At 73.0% G+C, this 18,212-nt stretch carries 13 protein-coding genes; 4 read left to right on the top strand and 9 right to left on the bottom strand.

What is annotated here, in order from left to right:
* Positions 1-41: 41 nt before the first annotated feature.
* The 7 genes from DEP02_RS24870 to DEP02_RS24840 all read right to left on the bottom strand — a co-directional run bounded on the left by DEP02_RS24870 (position 42) and on the right by DEP02_RS24840 (position 12,026).
* The gene (locus tag DEP02_RS24870; RefSeq protein WP_157977534.1) at positions 42-2,681 is read right to left on the bottom strand and encodes a glycoside hydrolase family 3 protein; all 2,640 of its coding nucleotides are present in this window, start codon (positions 2,679-2,681) and stop codon (positions 42-44) included.
* 8 nt (positions 2,682-2,689) lie between these two features.
* On the bottom strand, positions 2,690-4,513 hold the full coding sequence (locus DEP02_RS33660) for a PIG-L family deacetylase (RefSeq protein WP_157977533.1): 1,824 nt from the start codon (positions 4,511-4,513) through the stop codon (positions 2,690-2,692).
* Positions 4,510-5,892: a sugar efflux transporter gene (locus tag DEP02_RS24860; protein WP_112469917.1), complete on the bottom strand. Its 1,383-nt coding sequence runs from the start codon at positions 5,890-5,892 to the stop codon at positions 4,510-4,512. Before DEP02_RS24860 ends, DEP02_RS33660 begins: the two co-directional genes overlap by 4 nt.
* Positions 5,889-7,454, bottom strand: coding sequence for an FAD-dependent oxidoreductase (locus DEP02_RS24855; protein ID WP_112469916.1), 1,566 nt, complete (start codon positions 7,452-7,454; stop codon positions 5,889-5,891). Before DEP02_RS24855 ends, DEP02_RS24860 begins: the two co-directional genes overlap by 4 nt.
* Before the next feature lie 114 nt (positions 7,455-7,568).
* On the bottom strand, positions 7,569-8,717 hold the full coding sequence (locus DEP02_RS24850) for a radical SAM protein (protein ID WP_112469915.1): 1,149 nt from the start codon (positions 8,715-8,717) through the stop codon (positions 7,569-7,571).
* 1,204 nt (positions 8,718-9,921) lie between these two features.
* Positions 9,922-11,325, bottom strand: a complete 1,404-nt coding sequence (locus DEP02_RS24845; RefSeq protein WP_112469914.1) for a sensor histidine kinase — start codon at positions 11,323-11,325, stop codon at positions 9,922-9,924.
* Positions 11,322-12,026, bottom strand: coding sequence for a response regulator transcription factor (locus tag DEP02_RS24840; protein ID WP_112469913.1), 705 nt, complete (start codon positions 12,024-12,026; stop codon positions 11,322-11,324). Before DEP02_RS24840 ends, DEP02_RS24845 begins: the two co-directional genes overlap by 4 nt.
* 140 nt (positions 12,027-12,166) lie before the next feature.
* Between DEP02_RS24840 and DEP02_RS24835 the strand changes: the two genes are divergently transcribed.
* A complete protein-coding gene (locus tag DEP02_RS24835) occupies positions 12,167-12,703 on the top strand; it encodes a hypothetical protein (RefSeq protein WP_112469921.1) in 537 nt (178 codons plus the stop codon).
* A 25-nt stretch (positions 12,704-12,728) separates the two neighbouring features.
* On the opposite strand, the gene DEP02_RS24830 is transcribed toward DEP02_RS24835, so the two are convergent.
* Positions 12,729-13,598 carry a spermidine synthase gene (locus DEP02_RS24830; protein WP_112469912.1) on the bottom strand — a complete coding sequence of 290 codons (870 nt, stop codon included), beginning with the start codon at positions 13,596-13,598 and terminating at the stop codon, positions 12,729-12,731.
* A gap of 73 nt (positions 13,599-13,671) precedes the next feature.
* A complete protein-coding gene (locus tag DEP02_RS24825; protein ID WP_112469920.1) occupies positions 13,672-14,115 on the bottom strand; it encodes a hypothetical protein in 444 nt (147 codons plus the stop codon).
* A gap of 298 nt (positions 14,116-14,413) precedes the next feature.
* Between DEP02_RS24825 and DEP02_RS24820 the strand changes: the two genes are divergently transcribed.
* From DEP02_RS24820 to DEP02_RS24810, 3 genes are all read left to right on the top strand, one after another.
* The gene (locus DEP02_RS24820; protein ID WP_112469911.1) at positions 14,414-15,862 is read left to right on the top strand and encodes an NsdA family TPR-like regulatory protein; all 1,449 of its coding nucleotides are present in this window, start codon (positions 14,414-14,416) and stop codon (positions 15,860-15,862) included.
* A gap of 340 nt (positions 15,863-16,202) precedes the next feature.
* Positions 16,203-17,165, top strand: a complete 963-nt coding sequence (locus tag DEP02_RS24815) for a phosphatase PAP2 family protein (protein WP_112469910.1) — start codon at positions 16,203-16,205, stop codon at positions 17,163-17,165.
* A partial coding sequence (locus DEP02_RS24810; RefSeq protein WP_112469919.1) for a hypothetical protein occupies positions 17,125-18,212 on the top strand: 1,088 nt, incomplete at its 3' end. The genes DEP02_RS24815 and DEP02_RS24810, both read left to right, overlap by 41 nt.

The following is an 18,212-nucleotide window of genomic DNA, read 5'->3' as shown; positions in this document are numbered from 1 at the left end:
CGCTCACCCCGACCGCGGGGTGAGCGCCGGGCCTGCGCACGTCAGGGAATGCGCCAGCCGATGTCGGCGACCTCCAGCAGCGCCGTTCCCTCGGTGTACATCATGAACGGCACGTCGACGTGGCGCAGGTCCATCCCCGCCGCGTCCAGCTCGGCCAGCGGCACGGACACCACCGTCCACCGCTCCGGCGGCGCCTGACGGAGCAGCGGTGCCAGATCCACGCCCGGCTGGGCGGGGTAGTCGTCGTGGCACGCCAGGAACAGCGCGGACGACGGCGGCTCGATCACCCGCGCGAGGAACCGCACATGGGCCCCGGCGTCCAGGTAGCCGCGCAGGTCGGCGGGCACGCCGGTGGGCGATTCCGCGTAGACGAAGGCCGGATGGCCCTGGAAGCGCAGGCGCAGCCCGGTACCGCCCCCGGTCTCCGGGGTGTTCCCGTCCGGGGCGCCGTCGGCCCCGGAGGGTGCGGGCACCGGGTCCGAGTGCACGATGAGGCACCGCATCGGCCCGGTGAGCGGGACCTCCTTCCGCGACCAGGTGTTGTGACCGCCCACCCGCAGCCGGTACGGAGTGCCCGCCGCGTCCAGCACGCGGAGCGGACCGTCCACCGCGGGCGGAGGAGGGGCCGCCGGGGGTTCGTCGAGCGGCAGGGGTCCGGTGGCCGGGGCCGCGTCCCGCAGCGACAGGCCGTGGCCCACCGCGAACAGCGGGGTGTGCCGGCCCTCGGGCACCGTCTCCTCGGCGGGCACCTGGTAGTCCGGCAGATGCGGGGGGATCCGGTTGACGGCGGCGGAGTCCCGCGTCCGCGGCCAGGAGGACGGCAGCCGGCCCTGGAAGTCGTAAGCGGGCGAGCCGGGTTCGGCGGCGAACAGCACGTCGGTCATGCCCTGCGCGTGCGGGCCCGGCAGCCAGGCGACGACGAAGGCGTCGGAGAGGTTGATCTCCTCCGTGCAGTAGAGCGGACGGCCGGTGAGGAAGACCGAGACGGCGGGGAGTCCGGCGGTGTCCAGCCGGCGCAGCACATCGAGGTCACGGGCGTAGGAGAGCTTCAGGTCGGCGTAGCCGAGCGACCGCCAGGGCTTGAGCGTGCCGCGCATCTCCGCGTACGAGTCCTCGCCGAAGGCGACCAGGGCCACGTCGAAGTCGGCGGGGTCGGCGTGCTCCAGCGCCGGGTCCACCACGCACCGCTCGGAGCCGACGACCAGGCGGACCGCGTCCGCCAGCGTGGTGCCGTCCGGCAGGTCGGCGCGGTCCACGTCGTCGCCCTGCCAGGTCAGGGTCCAGCCGCCGCACTGCTTGCTCAGGTCGTCGGCCGCGCTGCCGGTCACCAGCACCCTCGCGGTGCGCGGCAGGGGCAGCAGGCCGGTGCTGTTCTTGAGCAGGACCAGCGACTTGCGGGCGGCCTCACGCGAGAGGGACCGGTGCTCGGCGCAGCCGACGACCTCCGCCCCGGAGCCCGTGAGCACGCGGTCCCGGGGGCGGGGCTTGTCCCACAGACCGGCGCGCATCTTCACGCGCAGGATCCGGGTGACGGCGTCGTCGATGCGCGCCATCGGGATGACACCGTCACGCACGTACCGGACGGTGGTGCGGTACACGCTCTGCCAGTCCTCGCGCCCGGCGATCATCAGCACGTCCAGCCCGGCGTTGACCGCGTATCCGGCGTCACCGGCGGAACAGCCGGCGACCTCGGCGTGCGCGTCCCAGTCGCTGATCACGATGCCGTCGAAACCGAGGGCGTCCTTGAGTACATCGGTGATCAGGCAACGGCTGCCGTGCACCTTGTGGTTGTACGGCAGCGAACGGCCCGGGGTGTGGTCGTAGTTGGCGGGATTCTCCCAACTGCTGAAGGAGACCATCACGCTCTGCGCCCCGGCCTCGATGCCGGCCAGGAAGCCCTGGGCGTGAATGTTCCTGAGCACGTCCTCGGAGCAGCGGGCGGTGCCCCGGTCGCCGCCGTTCTCGGTGCCGCCGTCCGCGATCCAGTGCTTGAGCGTGGCCAGCACCTTCCCGTCGGCCCGCAGCGCCTCCACGTCGCCCTGGAGGCCCTCGACCATGGCACGCCCGTACGCGTGGACCAGGGTCGGGTCCTCACCGTAGCCCTCGTAGTAGCGGCCCCAGCGGCGGTCGCGCGGTGTGGTGACGGTGGGGGCGAAGATCCAGTCCATGCCGGTCGCGGAGACCTCGCGGGCGGTGGCCGCGCCGATGCGCCGCACCAGGTCCGGGTCACCGGCCGCGCCGAGGCCGATGTTGTGCGGGAAGACGGTGGCGCCGTGGACGTTGTTGTGCCCGTGCACCGCGTCGGTCGCCCACATGAACGGAATGCGGAAGGGCCGGTCCCGCCACGCCTCCTCCGCCGCCGTCCAGAAGCGGTCCACCGTGTCCACCCAGTCCGCCACGCTCGCGTGCCGTTTGCCGCCGGGCCAGATCCCGGCGCCGTTGAGCGCGGAGCCGATCCGGTACTCGCGCACGTCCTCACGGGTGAGCTCGGCCAGCTCGGGCTGGATCATCTGGCCGACCTTCTCCTCCAGGGTGAGCTGCCCGAGGATCTCGGCCACCCGGCGCTCCGTCTCCGGGTCGCGCGGGACCGCGGAGGTGAGGCGGGGCCACTCGGTCAGCGGTCGCAGCGCGGGCAGGGGACCGGCTCCGGGCCTCCGGCTGCCGTCCGTCACGGTCGTCACGGTGGTCGTCACTCCTTTACGCCGGTGGCGGATGCGGTGGCCGGTTCCGTGCCGGTCCCGGTGGCCGGGCCGCCGACGGACCCGGCGGCCGGCTCGCTGATCCAGAATTCCTCCGTCCGCGCCGCGAACACCCGTTCCTGGAACGGCAGCGGCACCACCGGCCGCGTCTGGCCCGACACGTACAGCTCGACCTGGGTGCGGTGCTCGCGGAACGCCGCGTGCTTGCGCTCCGCGTAGGCGCTGATGTCGAAGGACACGAGCCGTTCGGTGACCGCGCCCCGGTCGGCCGCCGGATTGCGGTTGACGAAACCGAACTCCTCCTCGGTGCGCTCGTCCCACACCACGTACCGGAGGACTTGCGGGGTGAGCCCCAGTTCGGCCAGGCAGGACACCACCGTCTCGCCGGTCAGCCGGTGGTCGGCGTTGAGCTCGCGCACCTCGTGGGGGATGTACACATGGGTGACCCCGCGGTTCTCACGCAGAACCTCCAGCACGTCCTCGCGGAACGCCGGCAGGTGGTCGGCGAGCGCGGTGTCGGGGTAGTCGAGGAACAGGGCCGCGTCCTTGTCCAGCCCCATCGCCACGGCGGCCGAGCGCGCCTCCTCGCGGCGTATCCCGCGCAGCTCGGCAGGGGTCGGCTCGGTGTGGATGCCCAGCACCGCCGAGTGGGACATCGAGCCGTCGGTGGCGAACACCACCCGCACCCGGGCGCCCTCGGCGACGAACCGCGCGATGGTGCCGCCGCAGGCGATCACCTCGTCGTCCGGGTGCGGCGAGAAGACCAGCACCCGGGGCGCCTTGCGTCGCGCCTCGCGGTCCTTCCAGGTCCACACGCCGAGCACTGGCGGAGTCATGGCCAGGTCTCCTCCCGGTCCGGTGCCGGCCGGCTCACTGGCCTCCCGCACGGTGTCGTTCAGGTCGATGGGGCGCCGCTCCGTGCCGAACCGGTCGGTGACCTCGCCGTCGGCCAGTCCGCGGGAGCGCAGGATGTCCTCGATCTCGTGGAAGTGGTGGTCCACCACCAGACGGGCGACCGGGGTGCCGTACTTCGCGGCGAAGTAGGCGTAGTTGCCGGCGGCCGACCGCATGTTGTCCTCGTAGCTCTTGGGATGCGGCACGTGGATCGCGGCGGCGTCGCGGCGCAGCACGAAGCGGGCACCCGCCGTGTGCAGCCGGTAGCCGAGGTCGACGTCCTCCGCGCCCCAGGAACGGTACGCCTCGTCGAAGCCTCCGACCTCGCGCAGCAGACCGGTGCTCGCCGACGCGTCGCACGTCCACCACATCAGCCAGGGCGCCGTCAGGGCGGTGAGGTCCTCGCCGTACCGCTCGTAGTAGTCGTCGCGGATGTCCGGCCAGCGGCCCTGCGCGGTGAACTCGGTGAACGACGCCTCGGGGTCCGCGAGGTCGAGGGCCGCGGTGATCTCCTCGCCGTCCTCGTTGCCCTCGTTGAAACAGAGCACGTAGCCGACGACCGCCGTGGGCACGGACGTCTCCCGGTGCGCGGCCAGGTGTGCGGCGAGCGCGCCCGAGTGCAGGATCACTCCGGAGTCCACGAACACGCAGACGTCGGCACGGGCGTGCTCGATGCCGAGGTTGCGGGCCTTCGCGACGCGGTACCCCTCGTCCTCCTGGAAGAAGCGGCGTACGTCGAGCCGGTCGCGGTAGCCGGCGACGACCTGCGCGGTGTCGTCGCTGGAACCGTCGTCCGCGACGATCACCTCGAAAACGTCGGAGCCGTCGAGCCGCTGGCGGCACAGCGAGTCGAGGGTGTGTCTGAGCAGAGCTGACCGGTTGTAGGTGGGTACGACGACGGTGCAGGCCGGCGTGGTCACGGGTTGCTCCCTTCACGGGGTTCGGTCAGGAGGGTGGGAGTGGGGGCCTGGGCGGGCCCGGAGGAGGGGGCCTCCGGAACGGTGCGCAGGAGGAGCGCGAGCACCCCGGCCACGGCGGTCAGCCCGGCGCACACCCAGAAGACCTGGCGGTAGCCCGTCCAGGTGGCCACCGTGCCGACGACCAGACCGCCCAGGAACATGCCGGCCTTGAAGGAGCTGGAGTACAGGGCGGAGGCGGTACCGAACCGGCCGGGCAGGCTGTCCTGGAGCATGACCACGGGGATGTTCAGGGCCACCGCCGCCCAGGCCGCGTTGAGCGGCTGCAGCGCGAGCAGGGACAGCCGGCCGTCCGCGAGGGGGAGGAGGGCGAAGAACAAGGTGGCGCAGACGGTGGCCGCGAGCATCAGCCGCTGCTTGCCGACGCGGTCCGCCCAGACACCGGCGAGCACCATCAGCGGGATCTCCAGGGCGGCGCTCACCCCGAGCAGCAGTCCGGCGAACTGCGGGCTCATGTCCAGGTCTTCGGTGACGTAGAGGGGCAGGTTGATCTGGTACATCGAGTTCGCGCCGAGCAGCAGCACCACCGCACCCAGCACCAGCGCCGTATGCGGGCCGAGCCCGCTGAACATGCCGAGCAGCCCGGGGGGCGGCTCGGTGGCGGACTTCGGGGGGGCGGGGTCGGCACAGCCGGACCCGATGGCGGGCTCGCCGGCGGTGGACCCCGCGGAGTCGGGCCCGGTGCCTGCGGGACCACCGGGATCGGGCCCTCGGGGGGCGGGCAGCCCCCACCCGCACAGCGCCGCCGCCAGCAGCGACAGGACGGCGGTCGCCGCGTACAGGGCGGTGAAGGACCAACTGGCGATCACCCAGAAGGCGAGCGGGGGGCCCACCACCCACGCCAGTGAGGTGACCGAACGCAGGAAGCCGTTGAAGAACGGGGCGTCCACGCCGCGCGCGTCGGCGAGTTCCCGGGTGTAGGCGAAGAGCTGCCCGAAGCATGCGCCGCCGAGCCCGAAGCAGACCATGCCCGACAGGAGCAGCAGGTAGTAGTCGCGCAGGAACGTGTAGCACAGCGCTCCGGCCGCGTTGAAGAGCGCGGTCAGGACCAGGATGGTACGGCGGCTGCGCAGCCAGTCGGAGACCGCGCCGACCACCATGTCCGTACCGATCTCCGCGATCGACCGGGCGGCGAAGAACAGGCCGACCATCAGGGGAGTGGCGGTGACGGCCTCCTTCAGGAACAGACTGGTGGTGGGCACCACGAACGCGCCGGCCACCCCGACCGCCGCGGTGGCGGCCATCAGGTTGAGCACCGCGGGGTCGCTGAGCAGGCGCCACCGGCCGCCGGTCTTCCTCCCGGACGTCGCCCGGGCGTTCACGCGGCCCCGCCCGGCGCCGGCGCGGTCTCACGCTGCCGGTACGGCAGCCATGCCGCCAGGACCCGGTCGGCGGGTACGCGCTCGGCGGCCGCCAGGTCGGCCTCGTCGATCTCGTCACGGGCCAGCAGGCTCTCCCGGGCGGCGACCGGCAGCGAGGCCAGGACGCGGTGCCGCAGGCCCGCCAGGTCGAGGTGCCCGTCGTGGACGGCGGGTATCGGACGGGCGTGTCCCGGACGCAGGTTGGCGGGGTCGACCTGGCTGGAGACGAGGGTCCAGTAGTCGCGGAAGTGCGTCGCCGGGTCGGGCAGCGCGCCGCTGAGCAGGCCGAGGCGGATCGTCTCCAGCCAGCAGTCGAGGTAACGCCGGTCGTGCAGCGCGGACATGTGGCGGGCGCACCACTCGGCGCGCTCGTCGGGGCCGGGCAGCGTGGTCTTGCCGCCGAGTACGCTCAGCACCCAGCCCGAGACCGCCTCGAAGTACGGGCAGGCGGTGCCGAACGCCTCGGTGTCCACGGGGGTGTTGACCACGGCCAGGGTCGGGTCGTGCCGCCAGAAGTGGTGCTCGTACAGGTCCTCGCGGCGCAGGCCGTCGATGAACCCGTAGTCGGGAGGCTCGTAGCCGAGGCACAGCACCACGACGTCGTACCGGTCGGTCGTGCCGTCCGCGAGGACGACCCCGCCGTCCTGGACGAACCGGGAGAAGGCCGCCACGGGGCGCACCCCGCCGCCGTGGACCGCCGGGACGATCTTCTCGTTGACGTGCACCGCACCGTGGAAGCCGTCCTCGGGCAGCAGCCCGGTGGCCCGGTACATCCCCATGTACTCCGGCAGCCACTCGGTCAGCCAGTCGAGGTACTCGGCGTACGGCACGTCCTCGACGGCGACCCGGCCGGCGTACGAGAACAGCGCGTCGTTGTACGCGTCGCCGATGCTGCGGGGCAGGAACAGCACCTTGCGGCGTACGGACCAGTCCACCCGAGCGGCGTGCGGCGCGAGGTCGGCGGCGATGTCGGCGCCGCTCACCCCGCCGCCGACGACCAGTACGCTCTTGCCGCCGAACCCGTCCGGGCCACGGTACTCGGGGGAGGTGAGCACCCGGACGCCGCCGTCGGGCGACGGGAGGCCGTCCACCGGCAGTCGGGACCGCCACAGTTCGCCGTTGGCGACGATGACGGCGTCGACGTGCTCGGAACCCGTCGTCCCGTCGCGCGTGTCACGGGCCGTCACCCGCCAGTGCGCGCCGTCCTTCGCGACACCGACGACCTCCTGTCCGAAGCGCACCGATGCGAGCAGTCCGAAATCCCCGGCGTACGAGGTGAGGTACTCCTGAACCTCGGTCTGCGTGGGAAAGTCGGCCGTGAAGGCGGGCGCGTGGTCGGAGAACGGCATGCTCATGCGTGAGCTCTGCATCCGGAGTCCGGCGTACGCACCGCCCGAGGCAGGGTTCCAGATGCCTCCGAGATCCTGGTGCTTCTCGAAGCAGACGACGTCGTGGCCGTCCGCGAGGGCCTGCTTGACGCAGGTGAGCCCCGCGGGACCGGCTCCGATCACAGCTAAGCGCATGTACGGGCTCCTGGCCTTGGTCGGACAGAGGACGGATGTGCGGGTGAACGCCGCCGGCGGGGCCGGGTGCCGGAGGAAGAGGCCGGCCTGCCGGCGGGACGCCCTGCCCGGGCGTCAGATGAAGGGGTCGAAGTCCTCTGCCAGATCCGTCGGTTCGGGGCGCCGGGGAAGCAGGAGGATCTCCTGGTTGGTGGCGTGCCGGGCGCATACGAAGCGGCAGTCCTCGCTGGGGTCGATCACCGTGGTGTCGGCCGACGACCACATCTCGGAGAAGCCCGACTGCTGGATGTCGCCGATCCGGCCCTTGGGGTTGCCCCTGTGGTACGGGCAGACGAAGACGCCGGTGGGGGTGATGGTGGTCCGCAGTTCGGCGACCGCGCAGCTGTGGTAGTCCTTCGGCTGCACGGAGTCGGCGTTGCGGCGCACGGCCTGCCAGTTCGAGGAGTGCAGGACGTGGAAGGAGTCGTCCTCCAGCTCGCGCAGCCGGGCGATCTGGTCCTCGACGGCCTCGATGTCCTCGGCTCGCTGGTTGACCGTGTAGTGGTCCTGGTCCAGCATCGCCTTGACCTCGAAGTAGTCGCAGCCGATGTCCCGGGCCAGCACACCGGCCTGGTGCACCTCGTCGTAGTTGGAGGCGGTGACGTTTCCGGCCTCGTCGAAGCGCTGCATCAGCAGGAACGAGTAGCCGAGCCGGCCCTTCTTGCGCGAGGCGAGCAGCCGCATGTTCTCGATGACCTGCGGGAAGGCGCTGCGCTTGCTCCGGCTGGGACGGAAGGTCTGGTAGGTGTCGGCATCGGCCGCGTCGAGCGAGACCCGCACCCAGGACAGCATCCCGGCGAGCTGGTCGATGTGACGGTGGATCTGGGTGCCGTTGGTGACCAGGCCCAGCTTGATGCCGGCCCCGTGCAACACCTCGATGATCTCTCCGACGGAACGGTGCAGCAACGGTTCTCCACCGCCGATGAGAATCACCGCGCGCACGTCGGACTCGGCCAGTTCGTGCGCCAGGCGGACGATGCGGTCCTGGCCTATCCGGCCGTGGTGCAGCACCTGGGAGCTGATGCACTCCGGGCAGGCGAGGTCGCACACGGTCGTGGGGTCCAGGTCGACCACGAGTGGCGCGGACAGGCGCTTGCCGTGGGCGACGTCGAGGACGGAGGGGTACACGGAACGCTGGTAGAGCTTGCCCACCAGGTCGAGATTGCGCTCCACGAATGCGGTGCCGAGAGAATCGCTTGGCCGGGCAGGGGTGCTGTTGGGCATGGTGCTGTCACTTTCCGGTTCGACGGACGAAGGACGGAGTACTTCGCGGGGAAACGGGATGATGGCCGGACAGTACGGTGGGAGCGCTCCCAGAACGGTGCCAAACCGGCTTGACGCATGTCAATCAACCAATGAGAACCGGTCGCGCGCACATGCCTATTGGCCGAATCCCATTACTGCCTGCCGAGCGGCGAGAGAGGCCGTCCACCTTCACCAGCGCCGCCGGCCCTGGACCGAACAGCACATGTCCATGGCCGGCCGGCACCTCGCGCGTCTCCGGCCTGCCTCGAACTCCATCAGGCGTCGCAGTACCGTCCGGGTCCGGTCCGCCACGTGTCCGGAAGAGAGGCCCCCTGACATCCCGGTGACTCAGCGGGCCCCTTCGGTGTCCCGCTCGGGCTCGTCGACACCGGCCACGAACGGTACAGCGCCACCTCCCGGGCGTTGACCGTCCGACCCGCACTTCGCCGATCTTCGGCAGGCGACTTGAACCTCGGCGCGCCCGGCTTCGCACCCCCGCACCCGCCCTCGGGGGAGGCGAGGAGTTCCGGTACGCGTTCTCCGCATCTCACAGCGTCTGCCGCAGCCCTACCGCGGAAGACCCGGCCGCAGAGCAGCGGCCGCACGGCTGCCGGAGCGAGCCGGACCGCAACCGTGCCGAGCGGCACCCGCATCAGCAGGGCGTCCCAGCGGGCGGAACACCCCGATTCGGCCAGGGTGTTCGTCTCGATGGACACCCGACCCGCCGCCGCATCCCGGGCGGCGACACGGATCGTGTCCGTGGTCCGGGCCGGACGGGCGGCCCGCAGCCGGAGGCTGCTGATGTCCACGCCTCACGACCCGGCCTGTGGGCACGGCCAGAGGCGACGGGGAGGCCCTGAACCATCCCGCTGGTGGAGCAGGGGCCCCGCACTCCCCCAGAGGAGGCACCCCCAGGCACCGCACCCGGCGTCCCAGATCGCACCGCCACGCCACCCCGACCGACCCAGCACACCACAAGCCCGGAAGCCGGCCATCACACGATCGAGCTAAACCAGCCTTATACACGCTCCCCGACGAGCAGTTGCCAACCCCTCTCCGGCGCTCTGGCATGAGCACCCCTCCAAGGGGGCGAGTGGCCGTTCCGGGGCGTGGCAGCACGCCGGCGACCCGGAGTCCGGCGAACCGGCCGTTCCGGGCGGGTGCCGAGAATCTCAGGGTGCGCTCAGGGAAGGGATCGGGCGCGGTTCAAGACCGGGACCGATCTGCCCGTTCGGCGGCGGCGCACGGTCCCCCGGTGGCCCCTGCGCACCGGCCTGCGGTCGTCGACCTGGATCCAGATGCGCACCTCCGTGCCGCCGAGCACGGAGGAGCCGATCCGCACGTCGCCGCCGGTCGACTCCGCGAGCCGGCGCACGATGTCCAGGCCGAGCCCCGTGGAGCCGTCGGTGCCGGAGCCCCGGCCGCGCGCCATGGCCGCCTCGGGGTCGGATATGCCGGGGCCCGCGTCGGAGACGAGCACGATCACCGCGTCGTCGGCGTTGTGCACGTCGACCGCGAACGCCGTGCCCTCGGGGGTGTGCCGGAAGACGTTGCCGAGCAGGGCGTCCAGCGCGGCGGCGAGGTCGGCGCGGGCCACGGGTGTGCGCACCGGCCGCTCCACCCCGGCCACCCGCCACTTGCGGCCCTCGTCCTCGGCGAGCGCCGACCAGAACCCCATCCGCTCACGGACCACTTCGGCCGCGTCGCACCCGGCGCCCGGACCGGCGGCCGCCGTCTGCGGCTTGGCCTCACGGGCGGTACGGATGATGGTGTCGACCTCGCGCTCCAGCTGGGCGACGGCCGCCCTGGTCTGCTCGGCGGCCGGCCCGCCGCCGAGCGAGGCCGCGTTGAGCCGCAGCACGGTCAGCGGCGTACGCAGCCGGTGCGACAGGTCGGCCGCCAGCTCCCGCTCGTTCGCGAGGAGTTGTACGACCTGGTCGGCCATGGAGTTGAACGCGACCGCCGCGAGCCGCAGTTCGGTCGGACCCTCCTCGGGCACCCGGGCGCCCAGCTTGCCCTCCCCCAGTTCGCGCGCGCCCTCGACGAGCCGCTGCGCGGGCCGCACCATCCGCACGCCCAGCCGGTCGGCGACGGCGACCGAGCCGACGACGAGCGCCGCGCCCACACCGGCGAGCACCGCCCAGGCCGTGCCGACACCGTTGCTGACCTCGGACTCCGGGACGTGGACCTCGACGACGGCGATGGCGCCGGAACTCAGCGCGACCGGCTGGAGCAGCGTGGACCCGCCGTCCACCTCGGTGGTGGAGGCGCGGCCCATCCTCCGCACGGTCGCGATGTCCTCGCCGGCGGCCCGGCCGCGGCCGATGTCGACGGCCGCCGCGCCGTCGACCGCCGGTATGTGCACGGCCATCCGCGCGTCCGAGCCGGCCGAGGCCACGACCCGCTCCAACTGCTCGCGCTCGGTGGTGATGGACAGCGCGGGGGCGACCGCCGCGGCCTGGCGCTCGGCGTTGGAGAAGGCGCGGTCGCGGGCCATCTCCTTGATGACCAGACCGAGCGGGACGGCGAAGGCGACCACGACCATGGTGGTGACCGCCAGACAGACCTTGACCAGTGCCCATCTCATCGCGGCGGCTCCGCTCCGGGCGGCTCCAGCTTCACGCCCACGCCCCGCAGGGTGTGCAGATAGCGGGGCCGGGCGGCCGTCTCGCCCAGTTTGCGCCGCAGCCAGGACAGATGGACGTCGATGGTCTGGTCGTCGCCGTAGGACTGCTGCCACACCTCGGCCAGCAGCTCCCTGCGTGCCACGACCACACCGGGCCGCCCGGCGAGGAAGGCGAGCAGGTCGAACTCACGGCGGGTCAGGTCCAGCCGTACACCGTCCAACTCGGCCTGGCGGCGCAGCGGATCGACGGTCAGGCCGCCGACGCGGATCACGGTGGACGGCGGGGCCTGATCGGCTCCGGAGCGGGCCCGGCGCAGTACGGCGGACATGCGCGCCGACAGGTGCTCGACCGAGAACGGCTTGGTCAGATAGTCGTCCGCCCCGGCGTTGAGCAGCCGGACGATCTCCGCCTCGTCGTCCCGGGCGGTGGCGATGATGACGGGCACGTCGGTGATGCCGCGCAGCATCTTCAGGGCCTCGGAGCCGTCCAGGTCGGGCAGCCCGAGGTCCAGGACGACCACGTCGAAGCCGAAGTGAGCGACCTCGCGCAGCGCCTCCAGCGCCGTACCGACACTGCGCACCGTGTGCGAAGCCTCGGCCAGGTGCCGGATGAGCGCCGAGCGTACGAACTGGTCGTCCTCGACCACGAGCACACTTGCCATGCGCCGCACCGTACGCCATGCGGGCAGGCCCGGTACGGGCCTGTGGACAACTTCAGACGGCCTCCCGCCCGCCTGTGGACAACGTCACCCCGAACGTGTTCGAGCGACACCCGTGGGACCGGTGAGGCAGGATGGCCGCGATGTACAGAGGACTCGTTCACGTGCTGGCGTGGTTGCTCGCCACCGGCGCGGCGGTCACGTTGTCGTGGTGGGGCGTCCACACGGTGATGGCGGGCACGGCCTACGACCCGCCGCGCGCGCTGCCCATCACGGCGGCCGGCGCGACCACGCAGGAGTCGGGACCACAGGCCTCCTCCACCCACCGGCCGCCCTCGCCCAAGAGCCCCTCGCCCACGCCGAGCCGGACCCCCGGCGAGCGGCCGGCCGCGCCCGGTCCCGCCAAGTCGGCGCCCCCCGCGCACACTCCGGCGCCCTCCCCCTCCCCCACCGCCTCCGGCCAGGTCAGGAGCTACGACACCAGGGGCGGCCGGGTGGTCCTCGACCTCGGCGAGGCCTCGGCGAACCTGGTCTCCGCGACTCCGGGCACGGGCTGGTCGATGCAGGTGTGGAAGACGGAGACGTGGATCCGCGTGGAGTTCACCTCGGACACGGACCGGGTGTCGGTCATCTGCGCCTGGCACGACGGGCCGCCGCACGTGGACATCGGCACGTACTAGGTCCGCACGCCCGGTTCGGTGGAGGTCACTGGAAGACGGAGGGCGGCGGGGCCGGTGAGGCGACGGCCGCGGCGTCCGTGACCGGTACGGCTCCTCCGGTGAAGTCGGTGAGGGCGCGGCCGTGTTCGACCCGGCCCGGGTGCGGGTCGGAGGCGGCCCGGCGGGTCAGTTCGGCGACCGGCAGCGGAAGGTCGCAGGCGGCGAGCACCGCGTTGCCGAACCGTCTGCCGCGCAGCACGGCCGGGTCGGCGACCAGCGCGAGCTGCGCGAACCGGGCGGCGGCGGTGGCGATCTGACCGCGCAGATGGGCCAGCGGCGGGCCGTCGGCGAGGTTGGCGGCGTAGATCCCGCCCGGCTTCAGGGCCCTGCGGACCTCGTCGAGGAACTCCGTGGAGGTGAGGTGGGCGGGCGTACGGGTGCCGCTGAACACGTCCGCGACGACCAGGTCGGCCCAGCCGTCCGGCACCTTGGCGAGCCCCTCGCGGGCGTCCGTCGACCGCACCCGTATGCGGGCGTTCGCGTTCAAGGGCAGTTCGCGCCGCACCAGTTGGACCAGGGCCGCGTCCCGTTCGACGACCTGCTGGGTGGAGCGGGGCCGGGTGGCGGCGACGTACCGGGCGAGCGTGAGCGCTCCGCCGCCGAGGTGCACGACGTGGACCGGTCTGCCGGCCGGCGCGGCGAGGTCGATCACGTGGCCGAGCCTTCGCTGGTACTCGAAGGAGAGGTACTCCGGGTCGTCGAGGTCGACGTACGACTGCGGGGCCCCGTCGATCAGCAGGGTCCAGCCCCGCGCCCGCTCCCGGTCGGGTACGAGCTGCGCGAGCCCGCCGTCGACCTGCTCGGCGACGGCTTCGACCGCTCCTCGCCCGCGACGGGCACTTCTGGACCTTCCCACGCGCCCATTGTCGCAAGCCGCGCACGGTCGCACGCACGCGCGTACCGGGCCGTGGGTGTCCGCGCGGCCGGCGTCAGCGGCAGCTGTCCGCCGCCTCGATGATCCGGGCCGCCTCCCCCAGCGCCCGGCGGAGCACCACGGGGTCGGTCGCGAGGCCGGCCTCGCCGGGCGGGACCAGCCAGTCCGAGCCCTCCACGGGCGGCTCCGGGGCGAGCCGCAGGCCCTGCCCGTCGGTCTCCGTGCACGTGCTCCCGGGCACGTCCCAGGCCGCGGCCGTACCGGCCGGCACCACGAAGCCCAACGTGCCGTCCTCGCCGTCGTGCAGTACGGGCCCCACCTCGTCCTCCGTGCCGCGGCGCAGGATGTCGACCGCCTCCAGCCCCTGCCGGGCCGGCACCGTCACCAGGTCGCACGGGGGCTCCGAAGACGACGGCGGCTGCGGTGGCTGCGGCGACCCCGGTGGCCGCGGTGGCCGCGGTGGCCGCGTACACGGATCGCGTCTCTGCGGGGTCTCCATCCCGGCCTCCATCGCGAACGCCCTCCTCGTGAACGAGCGGGTCGGGAGTCGGGCGGCTCCCGGTCCACGGGGTCCAACGCGACAGCGTGTCAACGGGTACGGCCGAAGTCCGCCGCAAAGGATGGCACTTCATGGCAGATCACGGGGGAGATATCCGTTTTGTGGCCAACCGCAGCGTGGCGGACCGGGCACAACCGGTACTTTCTTGCTCGTCGGAAACAGGGAGTCACATGGACCGTTCGGACAACTCCCCCCTGAACCCGGCATGGTTCGACGGTTCGCACGAGAGGGCCCGGCCATGACGTCGTCGACGGTGACCTCGTCCCAGTCCCCCCGGCCACCACGGCCGAATCTCGCCTTCCGGCGGCTGCGCGGACAGCGCTCGCCGGCCGAGTTCGCCGCGATGGTACGGCGGGCCGCCCAGGAGATCGGTGAGCGGGTCAGCTGTGACGCCCGCTACATCGGCCGGGTGGAGGCGGGTGAGATCCGCTGCCCCAACTACGCCTACGAACGTGTGTTTCTGCACATGTTCCCCGGCCGGACACTCGCCGACCTGGGGTTCGCCCCCCGGTCGGCCGTCCGCGGACGCGCGGCGCGCCGCACCCCGCGTGAGACGCGGGAGACGCGGGGGACGGACCGCCCGTATCAGTCCTACGACCCTCAGGACCACTCGCAGGACCCGTACCGCCCGCACGACCCGTACCACCCGCACGAAGACCACGAGGAGAGCGACGTGCTGCGTCGCGCATTCATGACCCGCGGGGGCGCCACGGTGGCCGCTGCCTCGCTGGGCCCCCTGGGGTTCGCCGTCGACGCGTCGGCCGCGGACCGCCCCGCGCGCCGCGCCGGTGCGAGCGAGGCCGGCGCCGTCGAGGAGGCCGTCCGCAGGATCCGGTTGCTCGACGACCGGCACGGAGCGGACGGCCTCTACCGCCGCGCGGCCGCTCCGCTGCGCGCCGCCTACGCGCTGCTCGACGCCGGCACGACCCGGCAGACCACCGCCGACCGGCTGTACTCGGGCGCCGGGGAACTGGCCATCTCGGTGGGCTGGCTGGCCCACGACTCCGGGCGCTTCGACGACGCCCGCTCGCACTACGCGGAGGCGCTGGCCACCGCGCGCATGACCGGGGACCCGGCCCTGGAGGCGCACGCCTTCTGCAACACGGCGTTCCTCGCGCGGGACGCGGGACGGCCGCGGGAGGCGGTGCGGGCCGCGCAGGCCGCGCAGCGCGTGGGGCGCGAGCTGGGCTCGGCGCGGCTGATGTCGCTGCTGGCGCTGCGCGAGGCGGGCGGCTGGGCGGGGCTCGCCGACCGCACCGGCTGCGAACAGGCGCTCACGCGGGCGCAGGCCCTGTACGAGCGGGGGCCCTCGGACGCCGACCCCGAGTGGATGAGCTTCTACGGCGAGGCCGAGCTGGAGGGGCTGGAGGCGCAGTGCTGGTCGACGCTGGGCGACTGGCCGCGGGCGGCCCGGCACGCGCGGCGGGCCGCGCAGCTGCAGGACCCGCACTTCACGCGGAACATCGCGCTGTACACGGCCGAGCTGGCCGACGACCTCGCGCGCGGGGGGCGCCCCGACGAGGCCGCCGCCGCGGGGATGCGGGTGCTGGATCTTCTGGGTCAGGTCCAGTCGTCCCGGGTCCAGACGATACTGGCGGGGACGGCGCGGGTGCTGCTGCCTCACCGGCGGGCCGGCGGGGTGTCGGCGTTCCTTGAACGGCATGCGTCGTTGCCGCGGACGGCGTGAGGTGAGTTGCGGGGGCCGCTTGCTGACGTAGCCGCGGGCAGTCGTGCCTCCCCCAGCGCTGAACGCCCCAGTGCTGAATGCCCCAGTGCTGAACGCCTGGGGGAACACCCCCAGGAGGCACGGGTGGGCGCAGCGGTGCCCCGCAGGCGCGGGCAAGCGGCCCCACCCGCCCACAGCAACCCCGGGCCACCGTTCCACGGACTCGCGCAACCCTCTGGGCGATCTCCGCGTCTATGAGGGCCGGGGGGCGCCCCGAGGAGGCCGGCGTGTACACCGTAAAGTGTCACGACCCGGCCCCTCACGGGGCACCGCAGCGACACAACAGGGGGAGGGGCATCGGATGCCGCAGACGGAGGCGCCGGCACCGCGCACCGAGGCACCCCCGCCGACCCGGCGACTTCGCTGGTGGACCGAACTGCCGCTGATCCTGCTGGTGTACGGCTGCTACTCGGCGGGCCGCCTGCTGGCCCGCGGGGACGTCTCCACCGCCGTCGACCACGGTCTGGCGATCCTCCGCATCGAGAAACTGCTGTACCTCAACGCCGAGCACCCCCTCAACCGCCTCTTCACCCGCGAGCCCTGGCTCGGCATACCGGCGGACTTCTGGTACGCGTCGCTGCACTACCTGGTGACGCCCGTGATCCTGGTGTGGCTGTTCAGAGCGCGCACCACGCTCTACCGGGCGGCCCGCACCTGGCTGATGACGTCCACCTTCATCGGCCTGATCGGCTTCACCCTGCTGCCCACCTGCCCGCCCCGCCTGCTCTCCCCGGAACACGGCTTCGTGGACACGATGGCGTACTACAGCTCGTACGGCTGGTGGGGCGGCGAGGCCAGCGCGCCGCGCGGGCTCGGCGGGATGACGAACCAGTACGCGGCCATGCCGAGTCTGCACGTGGGCTGGGCCCTGTGGTGCGGGGTGGTGCTGTGGCGCCACTGCGGCACGCGTACGGCCAAGGTCGCCGCCGTGGTCTATCCGCTGGTGACCACGCTGGTGGTGATGGGCACCGCGAACCACTACTTCCTGGACGCGGTCGCGGGCGCGGCAGTGATGGGCGTCGGGCTGCTGCTCGCACCGCATGTGATGCGGGGCATGGACCGGGCCGGGGCGGTGCTGGCCGCCCGTGTCACGGCGGTCACAGGGCGCTCGGGCGTCGCGGGTTCCCCGATTGTCAGTAGTAGATGCCAGACTTCGGCGGGTGAACGGATTCCACGGCAGCGCGAAGCACGGTTCGGTCCCGGAGCCGAGCCGGGAGCCGTCCCTGAGCAAGCGGGAGACGGCGCTCCGGCACCAGCTCGCTGAGCTGCGCGGGGCCGGTGTACCGGCCCGGGCGCTGGATGCCCGGGCCCTGGCGGCGCTCGCCGCGAACCCGGGCTGCCGGCGGCGCGCGATCCTGGACGGCGCGGGCGTGGACAAGGCGGCGCTCGCGGACGCGCTGGGCGCGCCCTCGGCCTTCGGTCAGTCCCAGTTCGCCTTCATGCGGGGCAACGCGTTCGAGGCGCGGGTCAAGGCGGACGGCGGCGCGGAGCTGCTGCGGCTGGCGCACCGGAAGCTGGACCCCGGCGCCGAACCGCCCCAGAAGGCCCACGTCCCCGACCTGACCGCCCAGGGCCCCGACGGGCGCACGGCACGTACGGCGCTGGCGCTGCGCGAGGCCACCGAGGCGGGCGGCTGGACACTGCTCGACCACCCGATGCTCGCCCTGGAGGTGGCCGGCTCGCCCGCCTTCCTGGAGCCGGACGCGGTGGTGGTGCACCCGGACGGCAGCTGGACGGTCGTGGAGATCAAGTCCTTCCCGGTGCTGGACGGCTCCGCGGACCCGGCGAAGGTGGGCGCGGCGGCCCGGCAGGCGGCGGTGTACGTGCTGGCGCTGGAGGACGTCGCCGCCCGTCTGGACCCCGCCCCGCGCGTGCGGCACCGAGTACTGCTGGTGTGCCCCAAGGACTTCTCCAACCTGCCCACCGCCTCCGCCGTCGACATCCGCAAGCAGCGCGCGGTGACCGCCCGGCAGCTGACCCGGCTGACCCGCATCCAGGACATCGCCGACGCGCTCCCCGAAGGGGTGTGCTTCTCCCCCGAGCTGCCCTGCGAGGAGCTGACGGCCGCGGTCGAGGCGGTCCCGGCGACGTACGCGCCGGAGTGCCTGGCCGCGTGCGAGCTGGCCTTCCACTGCCGGGCGCGCTCCCGCGCGCAGGGCTCGGTGACCACGCTGGGGCGCTCGGTCCGCGCCGAACTGGGCGGCCTGTCGACGGTCGACGACGTGCTGGCGGCGGCCCGCGGCGAGGCGGGCGACCCGGACGACCCGGCGGTGGCGGCCCTGCGCAGGGCCGCCGCGCTGCGGGCCGAGGC

This window comes from Streptomyces triticisoli, assembly GCF_003270085.1.
GTDB classification, from domain to species: Bacteria; Actinomycetota; Actinomycetes; order Streptomycetales; family Streptomycetaceae; genus Streptomyces; species Streptomyces triticisoli.
This window is presented reverse-complemented; position numbering and strand designations above follow the sequence as displayed.